This window comes from Pseudomonas quasicaspiana, assembly GCF_021147825.1.
In the GTDB taxonomy this organism is placed as follows: Bacteria; Pseudomonadota; Gammaproteobacteria; order Pseudomonadales; family Pseudomonadaceae; genus Aquipseudomonas; species Aquipseudomonas quasicaspiana.
In genome coordinates this window covers 133337-155407 of the sequence record NZ_JAGTPI010000007.1, presented here as the reverse complement: position 1 = coordinate 155407, position 22071 = coordinate 133337, and the positions used below count along the sequence as shown (strand labels likewise).

Below are 22071 nucleotides of genomic sequence, written 5' to 3'. Positions count from 1 at the left end.
TTGTCGATGTGGAGAAAAACGATATGAGTTCACCCAGCGAGTTTCCCTTGAGTGAAGCCCCGCGTGAAGGACGCAAGGGGCTGCTGTCGATTTCCATGGTGCTGTTCAGTTTCACCTTCTTCACCGGCACCATGTTTGCGGGCGGCAAGCTGGGCATGGCGTTCAACTTCGTCGACATGCTGTGGATCGCCGCCATCGGTAACAGCCTGTTGGCGATCTATGCCGCAGCGCTGGCCTTCATCGCCTCGCGCAGCGGTTTGAATACTGTATTGATGGGGCGCTTTTGTTTTGGCGAAGCGGGCAGTCGGCTTTCCGATGTGCTGCTCGGTTTTGCCGAGCTGGGCTGGTACGCATGGGGCACCGCAACCGTGGCCATTGTATTGGTAAAGATGCTCGGTCTGGCCGAAGGCTTCACCTCACCACTGATGGTCCTGTTTGGGCTGGGCTTCAGCATCACCGCGATCATCGGCTACAAAGGGCTGGACGTGCTGTCGCGGATCTCCGTGCCGCTCATGTTCGTGCTGCTGATCATCTCCATGTACATCGCCACCCGAGATGTAGGCGGTTTCCAGGGATTGGCGGCGGTTATTCCTCACGAGACCATGACGCTTTCAGCGGCCATCACCATGGTCTTCGGAACGTTTGCCAGCGGTGCGACCCAAGCCACTAACTGGACGCGCCTGTCGCGCAGCGGACGCGTTGCCGTGACTGCCAGCGTCGTCGCCTTCCTGCTGGGTAACGGTTTGATGGTCGTTGCAGGCGCGTGGTGTGCGATGGTTTATCAGCAGGCTGATATCGTTGAAGTGATGATGCTTCAGGGTCTTTCGTTCGCCGCAGTGATCATGCTTTGTTTGAATCTGTGGACCATTCAGGGACCGACCATCTACAACGTTTCAGCGGCGGCCTGCCACCTGCTGCGCAGCGAGCGACGCCGAACCATGACGTTGATTGCAGCGGCGCTCGGTATCGTGCTGGCCATCGGTGGCATGTACGAAATGCTGATTCCTTTTCTGGTGTTGCTGGGTTCTATCATCCCGCCGATTGGCGGCGTGATCATGGCTGACTTCTGGTATCGCCACCACGGCAAATACCCGGTGTTGGCCAGCGTCACGCTGCCGCGCTACAACCTGCTGGGGCTGTCGGCTTATGCCATCGGCGCCGCGCTGGCGTATTTCTCGCCCTGGATCGCGCCTCTGGTAGGCATCGCCGCTTCGGCCATCTGCTACATCGTCCTGCTTGAAGTGACGGGCAAGCGCAGCATGGTCGCCGGCTTACAGGAGGAGCTTTGAGCCTGACCGTTGAGGAAATTCTCCAGCTTCCCGGGCTGGAGGAAATGGTCGTGCGTTCAGGATCAGCCAACCTGCATCGCAGCGTGCGCTGGTCATACGTTGCCGAGAACGAAGGTATTGCCGACTGGATCATGGGCGGCGAGCTGGTTTTCATAACCGGCATCAATTGCCAGCGCGATGAAGCCAATCTGTTGCGCGTGGTGCAGGAGGGTGATGCCAGTGGCATTGCCGGGTTGGTGATTCTGACCGGCAATGCCTACATCCAGCAGATCCCCGAGTCTGTGATTGAGCTGGCGGAGCATTGCGGTTTGCCGCTGATCGAGCAGCCGTATCTGTTGAAGATGGTCATCGTCACCCACCTGATCGGCACGGCATTGGTGCAGATGGCGCAGACCAAGCGCTCGCGTCACGACATCCTCGGGCAGTTGCTCAGCGGTGATTACCCGAGCCTGAGTATTGCCCGACAAAGGGCCGCGCATTTACGGCTGCCATTGGAGGTGCCTCGGCGTCTGGTGGCGCTGCGCCTGTCGGCGGTCAGCGTGTTGTTCGACAGCCATGCCCCGGAGGCTGCGGAACGGCTGCTGCAACAAACCCGGCAAGCGGTTCTCGACCATCTCGACGCCTGGAATCGCGTATTGCCGGACGCTTTGCCGGTCATCGTCCAGGGCGACTTGTTTATTTTGCTGTTGCCCAGGCTTGAAGCGATCCGTAGTGAGCTGGCGCGGCTTTACCGCGATCTTTCGTCAGTGCTGGGCGACATGGCGTTGTTCATGGGGCTGGCCAATCCGGTCGAAGACTGCGGGCAATATCGGCAGGCGCTGAATGAGGCTCGTCAGGCGCTGGATGTCGCCGAACACTTGCGACCCGCCAGTGGCCTTTGCGATTTCAGCGAACTGGGTGTGTTGCGTCTGCTGCAAGCGGTTACTGATCGCTCGGTCATCGATAGCTTCGTCAAACAGACCCTCGGGCCGCTGATCGAGAGCAACCGCAAGCAGCCCCACAGCCTGATCGAAACACTGGACGCCTTGCTCCAGGAAAACGGTAACGGACTCAAGGCCGCCCAGCGCCTTGGTATCCATCGCAACACCATCAACCAACGTATTCAGCGTATCGAGCAGCTCAGCGGGCAATCCCTCGACGACGCTAATTTTCGAATGAACGCTTCGGTTGCGCTGCTGGTATGGCGCATGTCCGAGGCTCAGCGACAGGATTAGTCATGAACATCATTAATGCCACGTTGCGTAAAACCCAAGGGCTGCATACCGTCACCTGGGAAAACGGCTGCATCACAGCCATCACCGCTCAGACGGAAAGCGTGCAGCCTGCGTCAGATGAGATTGATGCCCTCGGCCAACTGGTCATTGCGCCATTGGTGGAGCCGCATATTCACCTGGACGCCACGCTGACCGCCGGTGACCCTGAGTGGAACATGAGCGGGACCCTGTTCGAAGGCATAGAGCGCTGGGGTCAACGCAAGGAAACCATTACCCACGAAGACACCAAGCAACGCGCTCACACCACCATCCGCATGTTGGCTGAGCACGGCATCCAGCATGTTAGAACCCATATCGACGTCACCGACCCGACACTGGGCGCGCTCAAGGCGATGCTTGAAGTGCGTGAAGAAGCCCGTCATCTGATTGATCTGCAGATCGTTGCCTTTCCTCAAGAGGGCATCGAGTCCTACGAAGGTGGGCGTGAATTGATGACGCGTGCCGTGGAAATGGGCGCGGACGTGGTGGGCGGTATCCCGCACTTCGAAAACACCCGCGAGCAGGGCGTCAGCTCGATCAGGTTCCTGATGGATCTGGCTGAGCGAACAGGTTGTCTGGTGGACGTGCATTGCGACGAAACCGATGACCCGAATTCGCGCTTTCTTGAAGTCCTTGCTGAAGAGGCGCGGGTGCGTGGCATGGGCAGCCGTGTAACGGCCAGCCACACCACCGCCATGGGGTCTTATGACAATGCTTACTGCTCAAAGCTGTTCCGGCTGCTGAAAAGGTCGGGCATCAACTTCGTCTCCTGCCCGACCGAGAGCATTCACCTGCAAGGGCGTTTCGACACCTACCCCAAGCGCCGCGGCCTGACCCGTGTCGCAGAGCTGGACCGCGCCGGGATGAACGTGTGCTTTGGTCAGGACTCGATCAAAGATCCCTGGTACCCACTGGGCAATGGCAACATCCTGCGCGTACTGGATGCGGGCTTGCACATCTGTCACATGATGGGTTTCGAAGACCTTGCACGCAGCCTGGACCTGGTCACTGACAACAGCGCCCGAACCCTCAATCTGGGCGAGCGCTATGGCATCGCAGTGGGCCGGCCGGCGAATCTGGTCATTCTGGATGCTGAAAGTGATTACGAAGCGGTGCGTCGCCAGGCAAAGGCGCGAGTGTCAATCAGAGGCGGGAAAGTATTGATGACGCGGGTGCCGGAGCGGGTTGAGTTTAGTTAAACCCTATCGCGAATGCGTTTCTGTAGGAGCTGCCGAAGGCTGCGAAAGTCGGAGTGTCTGCCTTACTGATTCGCAGCCCTCGGATTACATATAAATCATTGATCAGATTATATTTTATGTAGGAGCGAGGCTTGCCCGCGATAGGGCCCACGCGACCTAAAGTGAATCGCATCCAGCCTTATCGCGGGCAAGCCTCGCTCCCACATAGAAACTGTGTTTGCTGCGCGACAGGGCAGCGTCAAAGACGGGACGGCCACTCCTGCAAAGGATTGATCCAGAATCTACCCTTCGTGCGTCAACTCCAGCACCCGGTCCACCAGCTTGTTAATCCCGGCGGCTGCCTCGCCGATGGTTTTGGCGACCATATAAGCCGGCGTGCTGACCAGCTTGCGGGCTTGGTCTTCGACGATATCGGTCACTTCGCATTCCTGGTGTTCACCCTTCATGAGGGTGATGGCCTGTGCGGTCTCGGCGTCGTTGCCGATGGTGCAGGTTACGCCCGGGCCATAAATTTTGGCGGCCAAAGCGGGGCTGATGCAGATCAGCCCGACCGGCTTGCCAGCCTCGGCGAATGCTTCTGCCAGTGCCAGGACTTCAGCCTGCACCTTGCAATCCGCCCCAGCAGTGGCGAAGTCGGAGAGATTCTTGGCTGCACCGAAACCACCGGGAATGATCAGTGCATCAAACCGGGTAACGTCTGCTTCACGAATATCCTCGATGGCGCCGCGAGCGATCCGGGCTGATTCCACCAGCACGTTGCGGGTCTCCGGCATCTCTTCGCCCGTCAGGTGATTGATCACGTGATGCTGAGTGATGTTTGGCGCAAAACACTGGACGGCTGCGCCGCGTTGATCAAGGCGCAGCAGTGTCAGCACGCTTTCATGAATTTCCGCGCCGTCATAGACGCCACAGCCGGACAAAATCACGGCGACTTTCTTTTGCATGATCATTCTCCCTATCGAGCGCAGCGGTCTGCTCAAGACTTTTACCTGATCTTGGGACAAGCGTCTGGGGCGGGGATTCAATCCAATGCACTGCGTTCTGAAACCGCGCAGAAAACGATTTACTTGTAGGAGCTGCCGAAGGCTGCGATGGCGGTGTGTCAGGCTGAATGCTTTCGCAGCCTTTGGCAGCTACAGAAAAGCATTCCAATGGGGCATGAGGAGGGGACTTACAGGCGAGCGCAATGCCGGAGCATTGCGCTCGTGGTGGCGCTAGCGGTCGCCGTGCTTCTTGCTGTCGGCAGGGACGTCAACGGTGACCTCAGCCGGAACCGGGCTAACGACGCCGGCATCAGCTTCGGCCGCTGCTGCCATGGAGGCAGCGGCGGCTTCTTCCCGGGCGATACGCGCGTTCTTGAAACGACGACGCAGCCAGAGGGCGAACCCGAGTACCAGTAATGCGCCAAGCACCCACAATTCATACTTCTTGATATTGCCCAGCATGCCTTCTAGCACTGCGCCGAAATGGTACGCCGCATAACCCAGCGCCGCAGCCCAGACAGCCGCACCGATACCGTTGAGGATCAGATAGCGCAGTGGCGGATAGCCTGACAGACCAATGGCTACGGGCATGACTGTTCGCAAGCCGTAGACAAAGCGGAAGCTTAATACCCAGAGATCCGGGTGCCTGCGTATATGCGCCAGCGCCTTGTCGCCCATGAGCTGCCATCGCGGCTTGCGCGCCAGGATTTTGCGGCCGTGCCTGCGCCCCATGTAGTACCAGAGCTGGTCACCTGCATAGCTTCCGAAGAAAGCCACGACCACGACCAGTTTGATGTCCATGTATTCACGGAACGCCAGGAATCCAGCGAGAACCAGAATGGTCTCGCCTTCAAAGAAGGTGCCGATGAAGAGGGCGAAGTAGCCAAATTCGTGCAAGAAATTCTGGAGCATTGTCTGGATGCTGGCGAAATGAACGCGCAGCCTAACTCGGCCAAGGCATTCAGGAAAGTGTGGAAATGTGTCTCGACGTGAATCTTTCCTACAAGGACAATGGCAAATACCTCAACTGCGGCCCCGAGTCGCATGCTGGCCCACGACTGTCACACATTAGTCATAATGGCCGCTTATAACTGTCACGCTTGCCCGTGTACGCGGGCTCAGGAGTCTCGCCGTGAGCTTTACCCCCGCCAATCGCCTCTTTCCTCTTACCCGCCTGCGTCGCAATCGTCGCGATGATTTTTCTCGTCGTCTGGTCCGTGAAAACGTTTTGACTGTCGATGACCTGATCCTTCCCGTATTTGTACTCGATGGTGAAAACCGTCGTGAAGAAGTGACTTCGATGCCTGGCGTCGAGCGCCTGAGCATCGATCTGCTGCTGGAAGAGGCGCAGAAATGGGTTGCACTGGGTATTCCAGCGCTGGCGCTGTTCCCTGTGACGCCGGTCGAGAAGAAAACCCTGGATGGCGCCGAAGCCTGGAATCCGGACGGTATTGCCCAGCGTGCCACCCGCGCGCTGCGTGACCGTTTCCCGGAGTTGGGCGTCATCACTGACGTGGCACTTGATCCGTTCACGACCCATGGTCAGGACGGGATTCTCGACGAAGAAGGCTACGTGCAGAACGACATCACTGTCGATGCGCTGGTCAAACAAGCTTTGTCCCACGCCGATGCCGGTGCGCAGGTTGTGGCGCCTTCCGACATGATGGACGGTCGGATTCAGGCCATTCGCGAAGCACTGGAACTGGCCGGGCACGTCAACGTGCGGATCATGGCTTACTCAGCCAAGTATGCCAGCGCTTATTACGGGCCATTCCGCGATGCGGTCGGCTCAGCATTGAATCTGGGCAAGGCCAACAAAGCGTCCTACCAAATGGATCCGGCCAACAGCGATGAAGCGCTGCACGAAGTGGCCGCGGATCTGGCTGAAGGCGCGGACATGGTCATGGTCAAACCGGGCATGCCTTATCTGGACATCCTTCATCGGGTCAAGGATGAGTTCAAAGTGCCGACATTTGTTTATCAGGTCAGCGGCGAGTACGCGATGCACATGGCCGCCATCCAGAATGGCTGGCTGAGTGAAGGCGTCATTCTTGAATCGCTCACCGCTTTCAAACGCGCAGGGGCTGACGGCATCCTCACTTATTTCGCCGTCCGCGCTGCAGAATTGTTAAAAGGGCAATAGCCGTACAGGAACATTCATGAATACCGAAGGACTCACCGAAGCTGCTGTTGAAGTCAACGATCAGGAAGTTCTGACTGTGGTCGAGCCAAGCATTGAGGTTTTACCCGCAATCGTCGAGACGCCACCGGTTCCGGCCCTTGTCGTGCCGAATCTGGATGACAGCAGTCTGTACATCCATCGTGAACTCTCGCAGCTCAAGTTCAACATTCGCGTGTTGGAACAGGCACTGGATGAGTCCTATCCGTTGCTGGAGCGGCTCAAGTTTCTGCTGATCTTTTCCAGCAACCTCGATGAGTTCTTCGAAATTCGTGTCGCCGGTCTGAAAAAGCAGATCACGTTCGCCCGCGAACAAGCCGGTGCCGATGGTCTGCAGCCGCATCAGGCGCTGGCCCGCATCAGTGAACTGGTGCACGGCCACGTTGATCGCCAATATGCGATCCTCAATGACATTCTGCTGCCTGAGCTTGAAAAGCATCAGGTGCGCTTCATTCGTCGCCGTCACTGGACAGCCAAGCTCAAAGCCTGGGTTCGTCGTTATTTCCGTGACGAAATCGCACCGATCATCACGCCAATCGGCCTGGACCCGACTCACCCGTTCCCGCTGCTGGTTAACAAGAGCCTGAACTTCATCGTCGAACTGGAAGGCATCGATGCTTTCGGTCGTGACTCCGGTCTGGCGATCATTCCGGCTCCGCGCCTGTTGCCGCGTGTGATCAAGGTGCCGGAAGACGTCGGCGGCGCTGGGGATAACTTCGTGTTCCTGTCGTCGATGATCCATGCTCACGCGGACGATCTGTTCCAGGGCATGAAGGTCAAGGGCTGTTATCAGTTCCGTCTGACCCGTAACGCCGACCTGGCGCTGGATTCTGAAGATGTGGAAGACCTTGCCCGCGCGCTGCGTGGCGAGTTGTTCTCCCGTCGTTATGGTGATGCAGTGCGTCTGGAAGTGGCCGACACCTGTCCAAAGCACCTGTCTGACTACCTGCTCAAGCAGTTCAACCTGTCCGAGTCCGAGTTGTATCAGGTCAACGGCCCGGTCAACCTGACGCGTCTGTTCAGCATTACCGGTCTGGACAGCCATCCGGAGCTGCAATACCAGCCGTTTACCCCGGCCATTCCGAAACTGCTGCAAAACAGCGAGAACATTTTCAGCGTCATCAGCAAGCAGGACATTCTGCTGCTGCATCCCTACGAATCCTTCACGCCAGTGGTCGATCTGCTGCGTCAGGCCGCCAAGGACCCCCACGTCCTGGCCGTCCGTCAGACGCTGTATCGCAGCGGTGCCAACTCGGAAATCGTTGATGCGCTGGTAGACGCGGCCCGTAACGGTAAAGAGGTCACCGCGGTGATCGAGTTGCGTGCGCGCTTTGATGAAGAGTCCAACCTGCAACTGGCCAGCCGTCTACAAGCTGCCGGTGCGGTGGTGATCTACGGTGTGGTGGGCTTCAAGACCCACGCCAAGATGATGCTGATCCTGCGTCGCGAGGCAGGCGAGATTGTTCGCTATGCGCACTTGGGTACCGGTAACTACCACGCCGGTAACGCCCGTCTGTACACCGACTACAGCCTGCTGACCTCCGACGATGCTCTATGCGAAGACGTCGGCAAAATGTTCAGTCAGTTGATCGGCATGGGTAAAACCCTGCGCATGAAGAAACTGCTGCATGCGCCGTTCACGCTGAAGAAGGGCATGCTCGACATGATTGCCCGGGAAACCCAGTTCGCTGTGGACGGCAAGCCGGCGCATATCATTGCCAAGTTCAATTCGCTGACCGATCCGAAGATCATCCGTGCGCTGTACAAGGCCAGTCAGTCTGGCGTACGTATTGATCTGGTGGTGCGTGGCATGTGCTGTCTGCGGCCAGGTATTCCGGGCGTGTCCCACAACATCCATGTGCGCTCGATCATCGGCCGCTTCCTGGAGCACACCCGGGTGTTCTACTTCCTCAATGGCGGCGACGAGCAGATGTATCTGTCGAGTGCCGACTGGATGGAGCGCAACCTCGACAAGCGCGTCGAGACTTGCTTCCCGGTAGAGGGCAAGAAGTTAATCCTGCGCGTGAAGAAAGAGCTCGAGCTTTATCTAACCGACAACACCCACAGCTGGCTCTTGCAGCCAGATGGCACCTACGTGCGGAGCACGCCGACCGGCAATCAGAATGCTCGCAACGTTCAGGCGACCCTGTTGGAGCGCCTGAGCAACCCGGTCCTCAGCGTACGCTGAGGACGATACCGACCCGGGTCAGCCACTCCGCTTCCAGCGCGAAGTCGGCCTGGGTCAGTTGGTTGTTTTCCAGCCAGCCTTCCGGGAATACCACATCAAGATTGTTGCCGCTGGCGGTGAGCACCGGCTGTGGCATTTCCTGCACGCCGCGAATGTGGTGGAACAGGATCGCGAAGCGCAGCAGCACGCACAGACGAATCAGTTTTTCGCCCTCTGCGCCGAACTCGGCAAACTTGTCCTTGGGAATATTACGGCGGTGGCCGCGCACCAGCAGCGCAAGCATTTGCTGGTCTTCCCGGGAGAAACCCGACAGGTCGGAGTGCTCGATCAGGTAAGCGCCATGCTTGTGGTAGTGGTAGTGGGCGATGTCGAGACCGACTTCGTGGACCTTGGCTGCCCAACTGAGCAGTTCCCGGTAGCTGTCATCTTCCAGATCCCAGGCATGAGCGACCTGCTCAAGGGCGTGCAGGGCCTTTCGCTCCACACGAGCAGCCTGTTCAAGGTCAACGTGATAACGCTCCATCAGCGAGCTTAGCGTGCGCTCACGGACGTCTTCATGGTGATGACGGCCCATCAGGTCATACAACACACCTTCCCGCAGCGCGCCTTCGCAGTGATCCATGCGCTGCAGTTCCAGCGCGTCGAAGATCGCTTCAAGGATCGCCAGGCCTGCCGGGAAGATCGAGCGGCGATCAGGCTTGATGCCGTCGAAGTCAATCTTCTCTACATCGCCCAGTTTGAACAGTTTGCGCTTGAGCCATGCAAGGCCGTCGGCATTCACTTCACCCGAGCCCTGACCGTTGGCCTTGAGCGCCAGACCGATCGCACGGATGGTGCCCGACGAACCGATCGCCTCATCCCACTTCAGACGATGCAGGGCGTGTTCAATGCTCATGATCTCCAGGCGCGCGGCGGTATAGGCCTGTGCATAACGTGCCGGAGTGATCTTGCCGTCCTTGAAGTAGCGCTGGGTGAAGCTTACGCAACCCATCTGCAGGCTTTCGCGCAGCAGGGGTTCAAAGCGCTGACCGATGATGAACTCGGTACTGCCACCGCCGATGTCCGCCACCAGACGTTTGCCGGGGGTATCCGCCAGGGTATGAGACACACCGAGATAAATCAGGCGGGCTTCTTCGCGGCCCGAAATCACTTCTACCGGATGGCCGAGAATTTCCTCGGCGCGAACGATGAATTCATTACGGTTACGCGCTTCGCGCAGGGCGTTGGTACCCACGATGCGGACCGCACCCAACGGCAGACCGTTGATCAGTTGGGCAAAACGCTTGAGGCAGTCGAGCCCTCGCTGCATGGATTCTTCGTTGAGGTGTCGCTCTTCGTTGATGCCAGCCGCCAGTTGAACCTTCTCTCCGAGGCGTTCCAGGATGCGGATATCCCCGGAGTTGGCTTGAGCTACCACCATGTGGAAGCTGTTCGAGCCCAGGTCAATGGCAGCGATCAGGGAAAGATTCTTGGCTTTGGATTGCGGCATGATCAGAAAATCTCGGTCGATAACCGCGCCATCGTGCCACGATCCATGGCTGCCGCCAACGCGAAGCTTTGAAGCTGGCGCTTGGCCTGCAATATCGGTGGTCTGGATCAGTTTATTGGCAGGCCTGACGCGTACCTGTGGGAGCTGGGCTTGCCCGCGATAAGAGCACCATCATATTCGGATATTGCGGTGTTCTTATCGCGAGCAAGCTCGGCTCCCACAAACGGAGTATCAAACCGGCAAGCTGGTCGTGGACTTGATCTCCGACAGGGCAACCGTCGAATTCACTTCCTGAATGCCCGGCACCAGCGAAAGCTTTTCAAAGAAGAACCGCTCGTACGCCTCAATGTCCGGCGTCACGATACGCAGCAGGAAATCCACCGACCCCATCAGCACATAGCACTCCAGCACTTCAGGAAAGCCGCGAATGGCCTCGGTAAACTCGGTGAAGTTCGAGCGACCGTGAGCATTGAGCTTCACCTCGGCAAAGATCTGCGTATTGAGACCGATCTTCTTGCGGTCCAGCAGCGATACCTGTCGACGAATGACCCCTTCATCCTTGAGCCGCTGAATCCTGCGCCAGCACGGCGATTGGGATAACCCCACCTGCTCGGCGATTTGCGCACTGGACAGGGACGCGTCCTCCTGAAGCAGCGCAAGAATTTTGCGATCATAAGCATCCAGTTCGGTTTGCATAACTATTTCTCTCTATGGAGATATGGCGCATTAACAAGTCGGAAAGAGATTAAATCAATCAAGGATGGACCAGAAATTTCTTTTTCCGCATGCAAGAATTTCTTTCAGTCACTTAACCCTCTAAATCGCAGAGGTCAGCATGCCCAATCTCGAAGCCGTTACTTCACTGTCGCAACGTCCGGATACCTGGGCGGCTGACAATGCCCATTGCTGCGCGCGTTATAAGATTCTGGTCGAGGCTGAGGCCGATTCACTGTGCCGAGTGCTGAATCTCTTTGCGATGCAGTACCTGATCCCTCATCAGGTCAACGTGATGCAGGAGGACGACGTGTTGGGTATCGACGTTGAGATCGCTAATCTGACCTGGCACCGGGCGCAGGTGATTGCGGAAAAAATGCGCAGCCTGATCAACGTCTGCTCGGTAGAATTGGAACAACTGGCCCAGCCTTACGTCTCAAACACAACGGTTTCCCTCGCCGTCGGTTAAGCCTGGCAGAAAAAAAACGTAACTCATGTGTACGCATATGCCGAAATAACTGACACGCTGGGGGCTACGCTTGGTTCGTTTGAGCCGAATTGTCCAAAGGAATCCGCATGTCAGTTCACGCCTCATCACAGGATCGTTGGCTGGATCTGAATGATCTGCTGCGCGATCTGGTCGCTGAAGGGTTTATCGATCAGAACAGTGCCGAGATTGCACTGACCCACAGGCGCAGTGCCGCGAACCTGCAACTGCATCCGCTTGAGTTTATCGCTGCGCAACAGCTCGATGACCTCAAACGACCGGGGCGCAAGCTGGATCTGGAAACCCTGACTGCCTGGCTCGCGGCCCAAAGCGGGCAGCCTTATTTGCGGATCGACCCGCTGAAGATCAAGGTCGCTTCGGTCACGCCTTTGATGTCTTACGCCTTTGCGCAACGCCACAAGATTCTGGCGGTGGCGGTCGATCATGACTCAGTGACCATCGCCAGCGCGCAGCCCTATGTGCATGGCTGGGAAGCTGACCTGACCCACGTGCTGAAACTGCCAATACGGCGTGTGGTGGCCAATCCGGTCGATATTCAGCGGCTGGCCGTTGAGTTTTATCGGCTGGCCAAGTCCGTCAGCGGCGCTGCCGCGACGGATCAGAAAATCAGTGGCATGGGCAACTTCGAACAGTTACTCAAGCTGGGTGCCAGTGACCAGGAACCCGATGCGAACGACGCGCACATCGTCAATATCGTCGACTGGTTGTTCCAGTACGCTTTCCAGCAGCGCGCCAGTGATATCCATATCGAGCCCCGCCGTGAGCAGGGCACGGTGCGTTTTCGCATCGACGGCGTGCTGCACAACGTTTATCAATTCCCCGCGCAAGTGACCATGGCTATCGTCAGTCGCCTGAAAAGCCTTGGTCGTATGAATGTTGCCGAGAAGCGCAAGCCGCAGGACGGACGGGTTAAAACCAGCACCCCTGATGGCGGCGAGGTTGAGCTTCGTCTTTCAACACTGCCGACGGCGTTTGGGGAAAAAATGGTCATGCGGATCTTCGATCCGGATGTACTGCTGAAAAACTTCGACCAGCTCGGGTTTTCCAGCGACGACCTGCGCCGCTGGGAGGGCATGACCCGTCAGCCCAACGGCATCATTCTGGTCACCGGGCCGACCGGTTCTGGCAAGACCACCACGCTTTACACCACGCTCAAGATGCTCGCGACGTCAGAGGTCAACCTGTGCACCATCGAAGACCCTATCGAGATGGTCGAGCCCGCATTCAATCAGATGCAGGTCCAGCACAACATCGATCTGTCGTTTGCCAGCGGTGTCCGTGCGTTGATGCGGCAAGACCCGGACATCATCATGATCGGCGAGATTCGTGATCTCGAGACTGCGGAGATGGCGATCCAGGCCGCGCTTACCGGTCACTTGGTGCTCTCGACGCTGCACACCAACGACGCACCCAGTGCGATCAGCCGGATGCTGGAACTTGGCGTACCGCATTACTTGCTCAAGGCGACCATTCTTGGGGTCATGGCTCAGAGACTGGTGCGAACTCTGTGTCCGCACTGCAAGGCACCGGTGCAACTGGATGAGGGCGACTGGCAGAGCCTGACCCGACCATGGCAAGCGCCTGTGCCGGCCGGCGCGCACCGGGCAGTAGGTTGCGTGGAGTGCCGTGACACCGGCTACCGTGGCCGTGCCGGGGTGTACGAGATCATGCTGATGTCCGATGGCGTGCAAGGTTTGATCAGCGCCGACCTTGACCTTACCGCGATGCGTCGCCAGGCGTTCAAAGAGGGCATGCGCAGTTTGCGCTTGTCCGGCGCACAGAAAGTCTCGGCGGGGCTGACCACACTTGAAGAAGTGCTACGCGTGACGCCGCAGAGCGAACAGCGCTGAGGTCGTCTGGAGCGCGGCTCGCGGTGTGAGATCCGATTTAGGCTCGCAAACCCAATCCCGATGGGAGCGAATTCATTCGCGAATGCGTCATGTCAGGCGACGGAAGTGTTGAATCTGCCGGCCCTTTCCCGAATAAATTCGGTCCCACAGTTTTTGCATAAGCTTGAGATGCTACCAACCTGTGGGAGCTGAGCTTGCTCGCGATGGACGATGACGCGGTATGGCCATGAAACCGCGTCGCCAGTATCGCGGGCAAGCCCGGCTCCCACAGGGATTTGCGATCCACCTGAGATGGTTATCTCTGGGAGATCCTATGTTGGCCTGCAAGGGGTGATCCCGGTGGGAGCGAATTCATTCGCGAAGAGGGCGGTACATCCGCAGGCTATTTATCTCCTGAAATACCGCCTTCCCGAATAAATTCGGTCCCGCTGGATAGCGCCGCTCTTAAGAAATCACTCATATCCAGAACCAATATTCCTTTGAATCATTGGCTTTCTGTAGCCAAAGTCTGACTAAATAGCCCCCTGATAAACGTTCGTAACCAACAGGGAAATGTTATGCAACTAGGCAGTGTGGTTTTACTCTTCGTTGCGCTGGCGATCGCCATCGTATTCATGGGCTTCAAGGTTGTGCCGCAGGGCTACCAATGGACGGTCGAGCGCTTTGGTCGATACACCACAACCCTCAAGCCGGGTCTGAACATCATCGTGCCGGTGATGGATCGCATCGGACGCAAAATCAATGTCATGGAAAGCGTGCTCGACATCCCGCCTCAGGAAGTCATCACGGCTGACAACGCGACGGTACAGATCGACGCTGTGTGTTTCTTCCAGGTCGTGAACACCGCGCAGGCGGCCTACGAGGTGAACAACCTCGAGCATGCCATTCGCAATCTTCTGCAAACCAACATCCGTACCGTGCTCGGCTCCATGGAGCTGGACGCAATGCTCAGCCAGCGTGACAACATCAACGAGCGCCTGCTGCGTACCGTGGATGAAGCGACGGCCCCGTGGGGCATCAAGATCACCCGTATCGAAATCAAGGACATCAGCCCGCCTGACGACCTGATGGCGGCGATGAGTGGTCAGATGAAGGCCGAGCGGATCAAGCGCGCGCAAATCCTCGAAGCCGAGGGTCTGCGAGCGGCGGCGATTCTGACTGCCGAAGGCAAGAAGCAGGCGCAGATTCTTGAGGCTGAAGGTGGTCGTCAGGCCGCTTTCCTCGAATCTGAAGCGCGTGAGCGTCAGGCCGAAGCAGAAGCACGCGCCACCCAGGTGGTGTCCGAGGCCATTGCCAGCGGCAATGTCCAGGCGGTCAATTACTTCGTTGCGCAAAAGTACATCGATGCACTGGGCAAACTGGCTTCAGCCAACAACAGCAAAGTTATCCTCATGCCTCTTGAAGCCAGTCAGGTCATTGGCGCTGTGGGCGGTATCGGCGAAATCGTCAAAGCTACCTTCGACAGCAAGAAGTCCTGAGGCACGCCCTATGGAATACCTGCAAAACCTGTCGTTCTGGGACTGGCTTGGGCTGGGCACCATCTTGCTGATTCTCGAAGTATTCGGCGCGGGCGGCTATCTGCTGTGGATGGGCGTGGCGGCTGCAGCGGTAGGGGTCATGACATTCATCATTCCAGGGATGATCTGGACTTTTCAGTTCCTGCTGTTTGCGGTGACCTCGGTGCTGACCGCGTTGTATTGGTGGCGACGTCAGCGCACGGTGAACCGACCCTCGGATCAGCCCGGTCTGAACATGCGCGGCCAGGAACTGATCGGTCGCGTGTTTACCGTTCAGAACGAGATTGTCGATGGGCGGGGCAAGATCAAGGTTGGCGACAGCGTCTGGCTGGTGAACGGGCCTGATACCCCGGTCGGTAGTCAGGTACGGGTGATCGGCCAGGATGGGGCGATATTGCGGGTTGAGGCGCTTTGAATAACACCTGACCCCTGTAGGAGCGCGCTTGCCCGCGATAGCGTTGAGTCAGGCACCGGTGTGCTATCTGGAAGACTGCTATCGCGGGCAAGCGCGCTCCAGGTGTCGTCGCATCCACCACGGAACTACCGCATCACTCCCGCTATCCAAGAGTTTCAGAACAATCACTGTTGGAGTACCTCATCATGCGTCTCAAGCTCGCTGTCGCCACGTTTGCTCTGCTTTCTCTCCCGGTTGGTTCAGCAATGGCTGACGCTGGGTTCTGGCGTGATGTCATTTCTTCTGGCGCCACTACCGGCTCCACTTACCTGACCTTCAAGGATCACAAACTGATCGTTGCTGCTCAAGACGACGCAGGCAGCTTTGTTGCCAGCGACGGCGGTATCCGTGGTCCTTTCCTGGAAGCTGCCATCCAGCAGGTTCGCAGCGAGAACCCAGGCCTGAATGCTTCGGACATGGATCTGGCCAACGCCATCCTGGCCAAGAATCTGGTTGCTGAAAACCAGTAATTTAGAGATAAAAAAATGCCGCTCATTGAGCGGCATTTTTTATGGCTGGCCGTTCGGCTTACTCGCCGATAGCTGCCTTGTAGCCTTCAGCGTCCAGCAGTTTCGCCAGATCAGCATCGGCAGCACTTGGCTTGATTTTGAAAATCCATGCGCCGTAAGAGTCGTTGTTCAACGATTCTGGCGCGTCGCCCAGTGCTTCGTTGACTTCCACGACTTCGCCAGCAATCGGCGAATAGATATCGGAAGCGGCTTTCACCGATTCAACGACACCCGCAGCATCACCAGCGGCGAAGACTTTGCCGATTTCCGGCAGTTCAACGAACACCACGTCGCCCAGTGCTTCCTGAGCATGGTCAGAAATGCCCACGACAATCAGGTCACCTTCTTTCTTTGCCCATTCGTGGCTTTCAGCAAAACGCAGTTCGGCGGGGATATTGCTCATTTAGTCATCCTCAACATCGGGTCAGCGGTAAACCCGCCAGGAAAATTCAGATCAGGGCTTTGCCATGACGTACAAACGCGGGCTTCACCACGCGAACCGGGTACCATTTGCCGCGAATTTCGACTTCGGCACGGTCAGCAGTGGCCATTGGCACGCGTGCCAAGGCAATCGACTTGCTCAGCGTAGGAGAGAAACTACCACTGGTGATCTCTCCTTCGCCAATTTCTGCGATGCGCACCACTTGATGAGCGCGCAAAACGCCGCGCTCTTCCAGCACCAGACCAACCAGTTTGGAGCCAATGCCCCGTGCGCGCTCGGCTTCCAGAGCGGCACGGCCGATGAACTTGCGGGAGGCAGGCTCCCACGCAATAGTCCAGGCCATGTTAGCTACCAGAGGCGTGACTTGCTCGTCGATGTCCTGCCCATACAGGTTCATGCCTGCTTCAAGACGCAGGGTATCTCGTGCGCCCAGACCGATTGGAGAAATACCAGCGCCCACCAGATCGTTGAAGAAGCCAGGTGCCTGTTCAGACGGCAGAATGATTTCCAGGCCGTCTTCGCCGGTGTAGCCGGTACGTGCGATAAACCAGTTGGCGTCTACGCGCCCTTCAAACGGCTTGAGCTGGCGGATCAGTTCAGCACGGGAGGCGGTGACCAGCTCGGCAATTCTGGCGCGGGCGTGGGGTCCCTGAATGGCCAGCATCGACAGATCATTACGTTTGTTCAGTTGCACATCGAAGTCATTCAGATGCACAAACATCCAGGCGAGATCTTTGTCGCCGGTAGCCGCGTTGACCACCAGACGATAACCGCTGTCAGTGAGGTAAACGATCATGTCGTCAATAACCCCGCCGTCGTTGTCGAGCATCGCGCTGTATAGCGCTTGCCCCACATCCTTCAACCGGTCGACATCATTGGCGAGCAAATACTGCAGCCAGGTTTTTGCCTGACTGCCGGTTACATCGATCACATGCATGTGTGAGACGTCGAACACACCGCAATCCCGGCGCACCTGATGGTGCTCCTCGACCTGCGATCCATAATGCAACGGCATGTCCCAACCACCAAAATCGACCATCTTCGCGCCCAGGGCGAGATGCAGGTCAAAAAGCGGCGTGCGCTGTCCCATGGGTTTCTCCTTCCGGGCGTGGCGAAGGTGCGGACAGGCAAAAACGCTGACATGCCCCCTGTGTTTCGGGGTTTGGAGCAGATAGCAACATGTCGAACAGTCTGACAGACCACACCGATTGCGGCGCATTGTAGCCGCAAGGCTGTAGACCCGCACCTAACGAAATTGGCGGGCCGAGCGTCGGATCAAACCGATGACTGGCAACAGGCCAACCATGACCAGCGTCAGGGCGGGCAGGGCGGCGCGGGCCCATTCGCCCTCGCTGGTCATCTCGAAGATGCGCACCGCCAGCGTGTCCCAGCCGAACGGGCGCATCAGCAGGGTGGCGGGCATTTCCTTGAGCACATCGACGAACACCAGCAACGCTGCACTGAGTGCGCCAGGGACCAGCAGCGGTAGATACACCTTGAAAAACAATCGTGGCCCACTGACACCCAGACTGCGTGCTGCTTCCGGGAGGGAAGGGCGGATGCGTGACAGGCTGTTTTCAAGCGGCCCGTAGGCTACGGCAATGAAACGCACCAGATAAGCCAGCAGCAACGCAGCCAGACTGCCCAGTAGCAAAGGCTTGCCTGCACCGCCCAGCCAGCCGGAAACCGGAATGACCAGCACGCGATCCAGATAACTGAACGCCAGCATGATAGAAACGGCCAACACTGAACCTGGCAGTGCATAGCCCAGATTGGCCAAGCCAACCCCGGAGTTGATCGCTGGGGTCGGTGCCAGACGGCGGGCAAACGCCAACACAAGTGCCACGCTTACGGTAATCAGCGCGGCGATGCCGCCCAGATACAAGGTGTGCAGGATCAGCCCGGTATAACGCTCATCCAGATCAAAGCGCCCGCGTTGCCAGACCCAGACAGTAAGTTGCAACAGCGGGACCGCGAAGGCGCAGATGAACACCAGCCCGCACCAGCAACTGGCAGCCGCCGCTTTGAGTCCGCGAAGGTGGTAAAGCGCCTTGACCCGAGGCCTTTCGTTGGTCGCCCGGCTCGCACCTCTGGCTCGGCGTTCGCCGTAGAGCACGATCATCACCGCCAGCAGCAACAGGCTGGCCAGTTGCGCTGCGCTGGAGAGGCTGAAGAAGCCGTACCACGTTTTATAAATCGCGGTGGTGAAGGTATCGAAGTTGAACACCGACACCGCGCCGAAATCGGCGAGGGTTTCCATCAGTGCCAATGCCACACCCGCACCAATGGCCGGACGTGCCATGGGCAATGCGACGCGCCAGAACGCTTGCCAAGGTGTTTGGCCAAGCACTCTGGCGGCCTCCATCAAGCCTTTGCCCTGGGCAAGAAACGCTGTGCGCGCGAGCAGATAGACGTACGGGTAGAACACCAACACCAGCACGATGATCACGCCGCCGGTGGAGCGTACGCGTGGCAGTCGCAACCCGGTGCCGAACCACTCGCGAAGCAAAGTCTGCACGGGGCCTGCAAAATCCAGCAGCCCGACGAACACAAACGCCAGCACATAGGCGGGAATCGCAAACGGCAGCATCAACGCCCAATCCAGCCAGCGCCGACCGGGGAATTCGCACAGGCTGGTAAGCCACGCCAGACTGACGCCCAGCAGCGTGACCCCGATGCCCACTCCCAACACCAGTGTCAGCGTATTGCCCAGCAGGCGTGGCATCTGGGTTTCCCAGAGGTGGGACCAGATCTGCATGTCGATGGTTTGCCAGGAAAGCAGCAAGACGCTGAGTGGCAGTAGCACCAATGCAGCGATGGCGAAGACCAGTGGATACCAGCGGCGTTGGGCGGGATGGGCCAAGGGATGGACCTTAAAAGCATGGTTACGACATGGGCCTGTAGGAGCGCGCTTGCCCGCGATAGCTATCTTTCTGTCGAAAACTCTTCGGCTGAATAAACGCTATCGCGGGCAAGCGCGCTCCTACATCGGCAGGCGTCAGGCTGCGATCAATTCCAGCCCACCCGATCCATCATGCGGATCGCTTCGGCCTGGCGCTTGCCCGCAATTTCGACCGGAATGGTATCAGCCTTGAACTGACCCCAGCTCGCGACTTCTTCGGATGGGGCGACTTTCGGGTTGGCCGGGAATTCCTGATTGGTGCCCGCGAAGATCGCCTGTGCTTCAGGACCAGTCATCCACTCGACCATGGCCTTGGCGGCTTCCGGGTGCGGAGCATATTTGGTCAGGCCGATACCGGACAAGTTCACGTGTACGCCGCGGTCTGACTGGTTCGGCCAGAACAGCTTCACTGCCAGATCAGGATTTTCCTTGTGCAGTCGGCCATAGTAGTAAGTATTGACGATGCCGACATCGCACTGACCGGCGTTAATCGCTTCCAGCACCGCGATGTCGTCAGAGAACACGTCGGTGGACAAGTTGTTCACCCAGCCCTTGAGGATCTTCTCGGAGGCCTCGGCACCATGGGTTTCAATCAGCGTGGCAGTCAGCGACTGGTTGTAAACCTTTTTAGCTGTGCGCAGGCACAGACGACCCTCCCAGTCCTTGCCAGCCAGGGCTTCGTAGGTCGTCAGCTCTTCGGGCTTAACACGATCAGTTGAATAGGCGATGGTCCGGGCGCGCAGGCTCAGGCCGGTCCAGCTGTGGGTCGACGAGCGATACTGCGCAGGAATGTTGGCGTCGATCACCGGAGAGGTGAACGGCTGCAGAATGCCCATCTGCTCGGCTTGCCAGAGATTACCCGCATCGACGGTGAGCAGCAGGTCGGCAGTGGCGTTTTCGCCCTCGGCCTTGATGCGCTGCATCAGCGGCGCTTCCTTGTCGGTGATGAATTTGACCTTTACGCCGGTTTTGGCGGTATACGCATCAAACACCGGCTTGATCAGCTCATCAATCCGGGATGAGTAAACCACTACCTCATCGGCAGCCTGTGCGGTGCTGCCGAGCACTGTCAGTGTCAAAGCAGCCAGAAGACGCTTGCTTGCCTGCATGGAGAGGTCTCGCGTTCGCAAAATGAGGCGAAATGGTAGTGAATCCCATTTGCCAAGTCTGGATAGACGAGTAACAGAATGTTGCGAGGTAGAAGCTCAGATATTTGTGGGTGGTTCTATGTAGGCCTGCAAACACATTCCCTGTGGGAGCCGGGCTTGCCCGCGACGAACGATGACGCGATATGTCTGTTGCACCGAGGTGTTTGTATCGCGGGCAAGCCCGGCTCCCACATTACCAAGACATTGGGCTTACAACCGCGCCAAATCCGGCAAGTCCCCACTCAACCCCAGCGCCTGGCGCACAAAGGTCGCCTTGGCTTCCGGCATCTGATTAACCATTTTCAGCCCTGTATTGCGCAGCCAGCGCAGCGGCAACTGGTCGGCTTGAAACAGCCGCTCGAAACCTTCCATAGCGGCCATCAGCGCCAGATTGTGAGGCATGCGTCGCCGCTCGAAGCGGCTCAGCACGCGCACATCAGCCAGTCGCTCGCCACGCTCATTGGCATGCAACAACACTTCAGCCAGTACCGCCGCGTCAAGGAAGCCCAGATTCACCCCTTGGCCGGCCAGCGGGTGGATGGTGTGGGCGGCATCGCCGATCAAGGCCAGACCTTCAGCGACATAACGCTTGGCGTGGCGCTGACGCAGTGGCACGCACACCCGAGGGTCGACGGCCAGCACAGGACCCAGACGGCCTTCGAAGGCCTGTTCAAGCTCGCGACAGAACGCATCATCGTCCAGAGCCGTCAACCGCTCGGCTTCTTTTGGGGTGACTGACCAGACAATGGAGCACCAATGCTCGCCTTCACGCTGCAACGGCAGGAACGCCAGTGGGCCATTGTCGGTAAACCGCTGCCAGGCCGTTTTGCGATGCGGGTTGCTGGTACGCACGCTGGTCACGATAGCGTGATGCTGGTAATCCCATTCCCGGGTTTGAGTACCGGTCAGACGCCGAACCGCAGAGTTGGCACCGTCAGCGGCAATGACCAGCGGCGCACGCAGCAGACGACCGTCAGCCAGTGTCAGCAGCCAGTCATCCCCGGAGCGCCGCATTTGCTCCAGTCGCGCGTTGGCCAGCAGGCCGATATCGCAGTCGTGCAGACGGTCCAGCAGGGCGTCCTGAACAACGCGGTTTTCCACGATATGCCCGAGCACGTCGGCGTGGACGCTGGCTGCCGAGAAGTGAATCTGCCCCGTGCCGCTGCCATCCCAGACCTGCATTTCGCCGTAAGGGCTGGTGCGCCGACTGGCGATGCCTTCCCACGCGCCCAGGCGCTGCAGAATCCGTTGGCTGGCCGCGGACAACGCGCTGACCCGGGGTTCGAACATCGCCTGAGCGTCAAATGGCTTGACGCTCAGCGGACCGCCATCGACCACGATAACGTTCAAGCCGCTGCCCTGTAGAGCCAGTGCCAAAGCGCTGCCGACCATTCCGGCCCCGACAATCAGGAGATCTGCGCGGATTTCCATGCTTTAAATCGTTCCC

19 protein-coding genes are annotated in these 22071 nt (G+C 58.2%); 10 read left to right on the top strand and 9 right to left on the bottom strand.

What is annotated here, in order from left to right:
- Window positions 1-23: 23 nt before the first annotated feature.
- The 3 genes from codB to codA are packed head-to-tail and all read left to right on the top strand — an operon-like array spanning window position 24 to window position 3741.
- Window positions 24-1289: a cytosine permease gene (gene codB, locus KDX30_RS07440; protein ID WP_231668156.1), complete on the top strand. Its 1266-nt coding sequence runs from the start codon at window positions 24-26 to the stop codon at window positions 1287-1289.
- Window positions 1286-2503 carry a PucR family transcriptional regulator gene (locus tag KDX30_RS07435; RefSeq protein ID WP_231675393.1) on the top strand — a complete coding sequence of 406 codons (1218 nt, stop codon included), beginning with the start codon at window positions 1286-1288 and terminating at the stop codon, window positions 2501-2503. Before codB ends, KDX30_RS07435 begins: the two co-directional genes overlap by 4 nt.
- A 2-nt stretch (window positions 2504-2505) precedes the next feature.
- Entirely contained in the window at window positions 2506-3741 is a 1236-nt protein-coding gene (gene codA / locus KDX30_RS07430; RefSeq protein WP_122706564.1) for a cytosine deaminase, read from the top strand.
- Between the two features lie 281 nt (window positions 3742-4022).
- On the opposite strand, the gene elbB is transcribed toward codA, so the two are convergent.
- Window positions 4023-4685, bottom strand: a complete 663-nt coding sequence (elbB, locus tag KDX30_RS07425) for an isoprenoid biosynthesis glyoxalase ElbB (protein WP_122806469.1) — start codon at window positions 4683-4685, stop codon at window positions 4023-4025.
- Window positions 4686-4955: 270 nt separating this feature from the next.
- Window positions 4956-5636: a DedA family protein gene (locus KDX30_RS07420; RefSeq protein WP_231675392.1), complete on the bottom strand. Its 681-nt coding sequence runs from the start codon at window positions 5634-5636 to the stop codon at window positions 4956-4958.
- A gap of 220 nt (window positions 5637-5856) precedes the next feature.
- Here KDX30_RS07420 and hemB point away from each other — a divergent pair, with 220 nt between their 5' ends.
- Together hemB and ppk1 are read left to right on the top strand one after the other, a co-directional pair.
- Window positions 5857-6867, top strand: a complete 1011-nt coding sequence (gene hemB / locus KDX30_RS07415; RefSeq protein ID WP_099268357.1) for a porphobilinogen synthase — start codon at window positions 5857-5859, stop codon at window positions 6865-6867.
- A gap of 16 nt (window positions 6868-6883) precedes the next feature.
- On the top strand, window positions 6884-9091 hold the full coding sequence (gene ppk1 / locus KDX30_RS07410; RefSeq protein WP_027902029.1) for a polyphosphate kinase 1: 2208 nt from the start codon (window positions 6884-6886) through the stop codon (window positions 9089-9091).
- On the opposite strand, the gene ppx is transcribed toward ppk1, so the two are convergent.
- Together ppx and KDX30_RS07400 are read right to left on the bottom strand one after the other, a co-directional pair.
- Entirely contained in the window at window positions 9078-10580 is a 1503-nt protein-coding gene (gene ppx, locus KDX30_RS07405) for an exopolyphosphatase (protein ID WP_027902030.1), read from the bottom strand. The genes ppk1 and ppx overlap by 14 nt on opposite strands.
- Window positions 10581-10811: 231 nt before the next feature.
- Window positions 10812-11276 carry an Lrp/AsnC family transcriptional regulator gene (locus KDX30_RS07400; protein ID WP_027902031.1) on the bottom strand — a complete coding sequence of 155 codons (465 nt, stop codon included), beginning with the start codon at window positions 11274-11276 and terminating at the stop codon, window positions 10812-10814.
- 139 nt (window positions 11277-11415) lie between these two features.
- Here KDX30_RS07400 and KDX30_RS07395 point away from each other — a divergent pair, with 139 nt between their 5' ends.
- From KDX30_RS07395 to KDX30_RS07375, 5 genes are all read left to right on the top strand, one after another.
- On the top strand, window positions 11416-11763 hold the full coding sequence (locus KDX30_RS07395) for a hypothetical protein (RefSeq protein ID WP_099268360.1): 348 nt from the start codon (window positions 11416-11418) through the stop codon (window positions 11761-11763).
- 107 nt (window positions 11764-11870) lie between these two features.
- A complete protein-coding gene (locus tag KDX30_RS07390; RefSeq protein ID WP_027902033.1) occupies window positions 11871-13652 on the top strand; it encodes a GspE/PulE family protein in 1782 nt (593 codons plus the stop codon).
- Between the two features lie 557 nt (window positions 13653-14209).
- Window positions 14210-15130, top strand: a complete 921-nt coding sequence (locus KDX30_RS07385) for an SPFH domain-containing protein (protein WP_027901293.1) — start codon at window positions 14210-14212, stop codon at window positions 15128-15130.
- A 10-nt stretch (window positions 15131-15140) separates the two neighbouring features.
- Window positions 15141-15584, top strand: a complete 444-nt coding sequence (locus KDX30_RS07380) for an NfeD family protein (protein WP_099268361.1) — start codon at window positions 15141-15143, stop codon at window positions 15582-15584.
- A 185-nt stretch (window positions 15585-15769) separates the two neighbouring features.
- Complete coding sequence (locus tag KDX30_RS07375; RefSeq protein ID WP_027901291.1) at window positions 15770-16093, top strand: DUF2388 domain-containing protein; 324 nt, start codon at window positions 15770-15772, stop codon at window positions 16091-16093.
- 58 nt (window positions 16094-16151) lie between these two features.
- On the opposite strand, the gene gcvH is transcribed toward KDX30_RS07375, so the two are convergent.
- From gcvH to KDX30_RS07350, 5 genes are all read right to left on the bottom strand, one after another.
- Window positions 16152-16535 (bottom strand): glycine cleavage system protein GcvH, encoded by a 384-nt coding sequence (gene gcvH, locus KDX30_RS07370; protein ID WP_231675391.1) that lies wholly within the window; start codon window positions 16533-16535, stop codon window positions 16152-16154.
- 46 nt (window positions 16536-16581) lie between these two features.
- Window positions 16582-17664, bottom strand: coding sequence for a glycine cleavage system aminomethyltransferase GcvT (gene gcvT, locus KDX30_RS07365; RefSeq protein ID WP_231675390.1), 1083 nt, complete (start codon window positions 17662-17664; stop codon window positions 16582-16584).
- A 156-nt stretch (window positions 17665-17820) separates the two neighbouring features.
- The gene (locus tag KDX30_RS07360) at window positions 17821-19437 is read right to left on the bottom strand and encodes an ABC transporter permease (RefSeq protein ID WP_231675389.1); all 1617 of its coding nucleotides are present in this window, start codon (window positions 19435-19437) and stop codon (window positions 17821-17823) included.
- 146 nt (window positions 19438-19583) lie between these two features.
- A complete protein-coding gene (locus KDX30_RS07355; RefSeq protein WP_099268364.1) occupies window positions 19584-20585 on the bottom strand; it encodes an extracellular solute-binding protein in 1002 nt (333 codons plus the stop codon).
- Window positions 20586-20834: 249 nt separating this feature from the next.
- Window positions 20835-22049 (bottom strand): 2-octaprenyl-3-methyl-6-methoxy-1,4-benzoquinol hydroxylase, encoded by a 1215-nt coding sequence (locus KDX30_RS07350; RefSeq protein WP_161628618.1) that lies wholly within the window; start codon window positions 22047-22049, stop codon window positions 20835-20837.
- Window positions 22050-22071 lie beyond the last annotated feature (22 nt).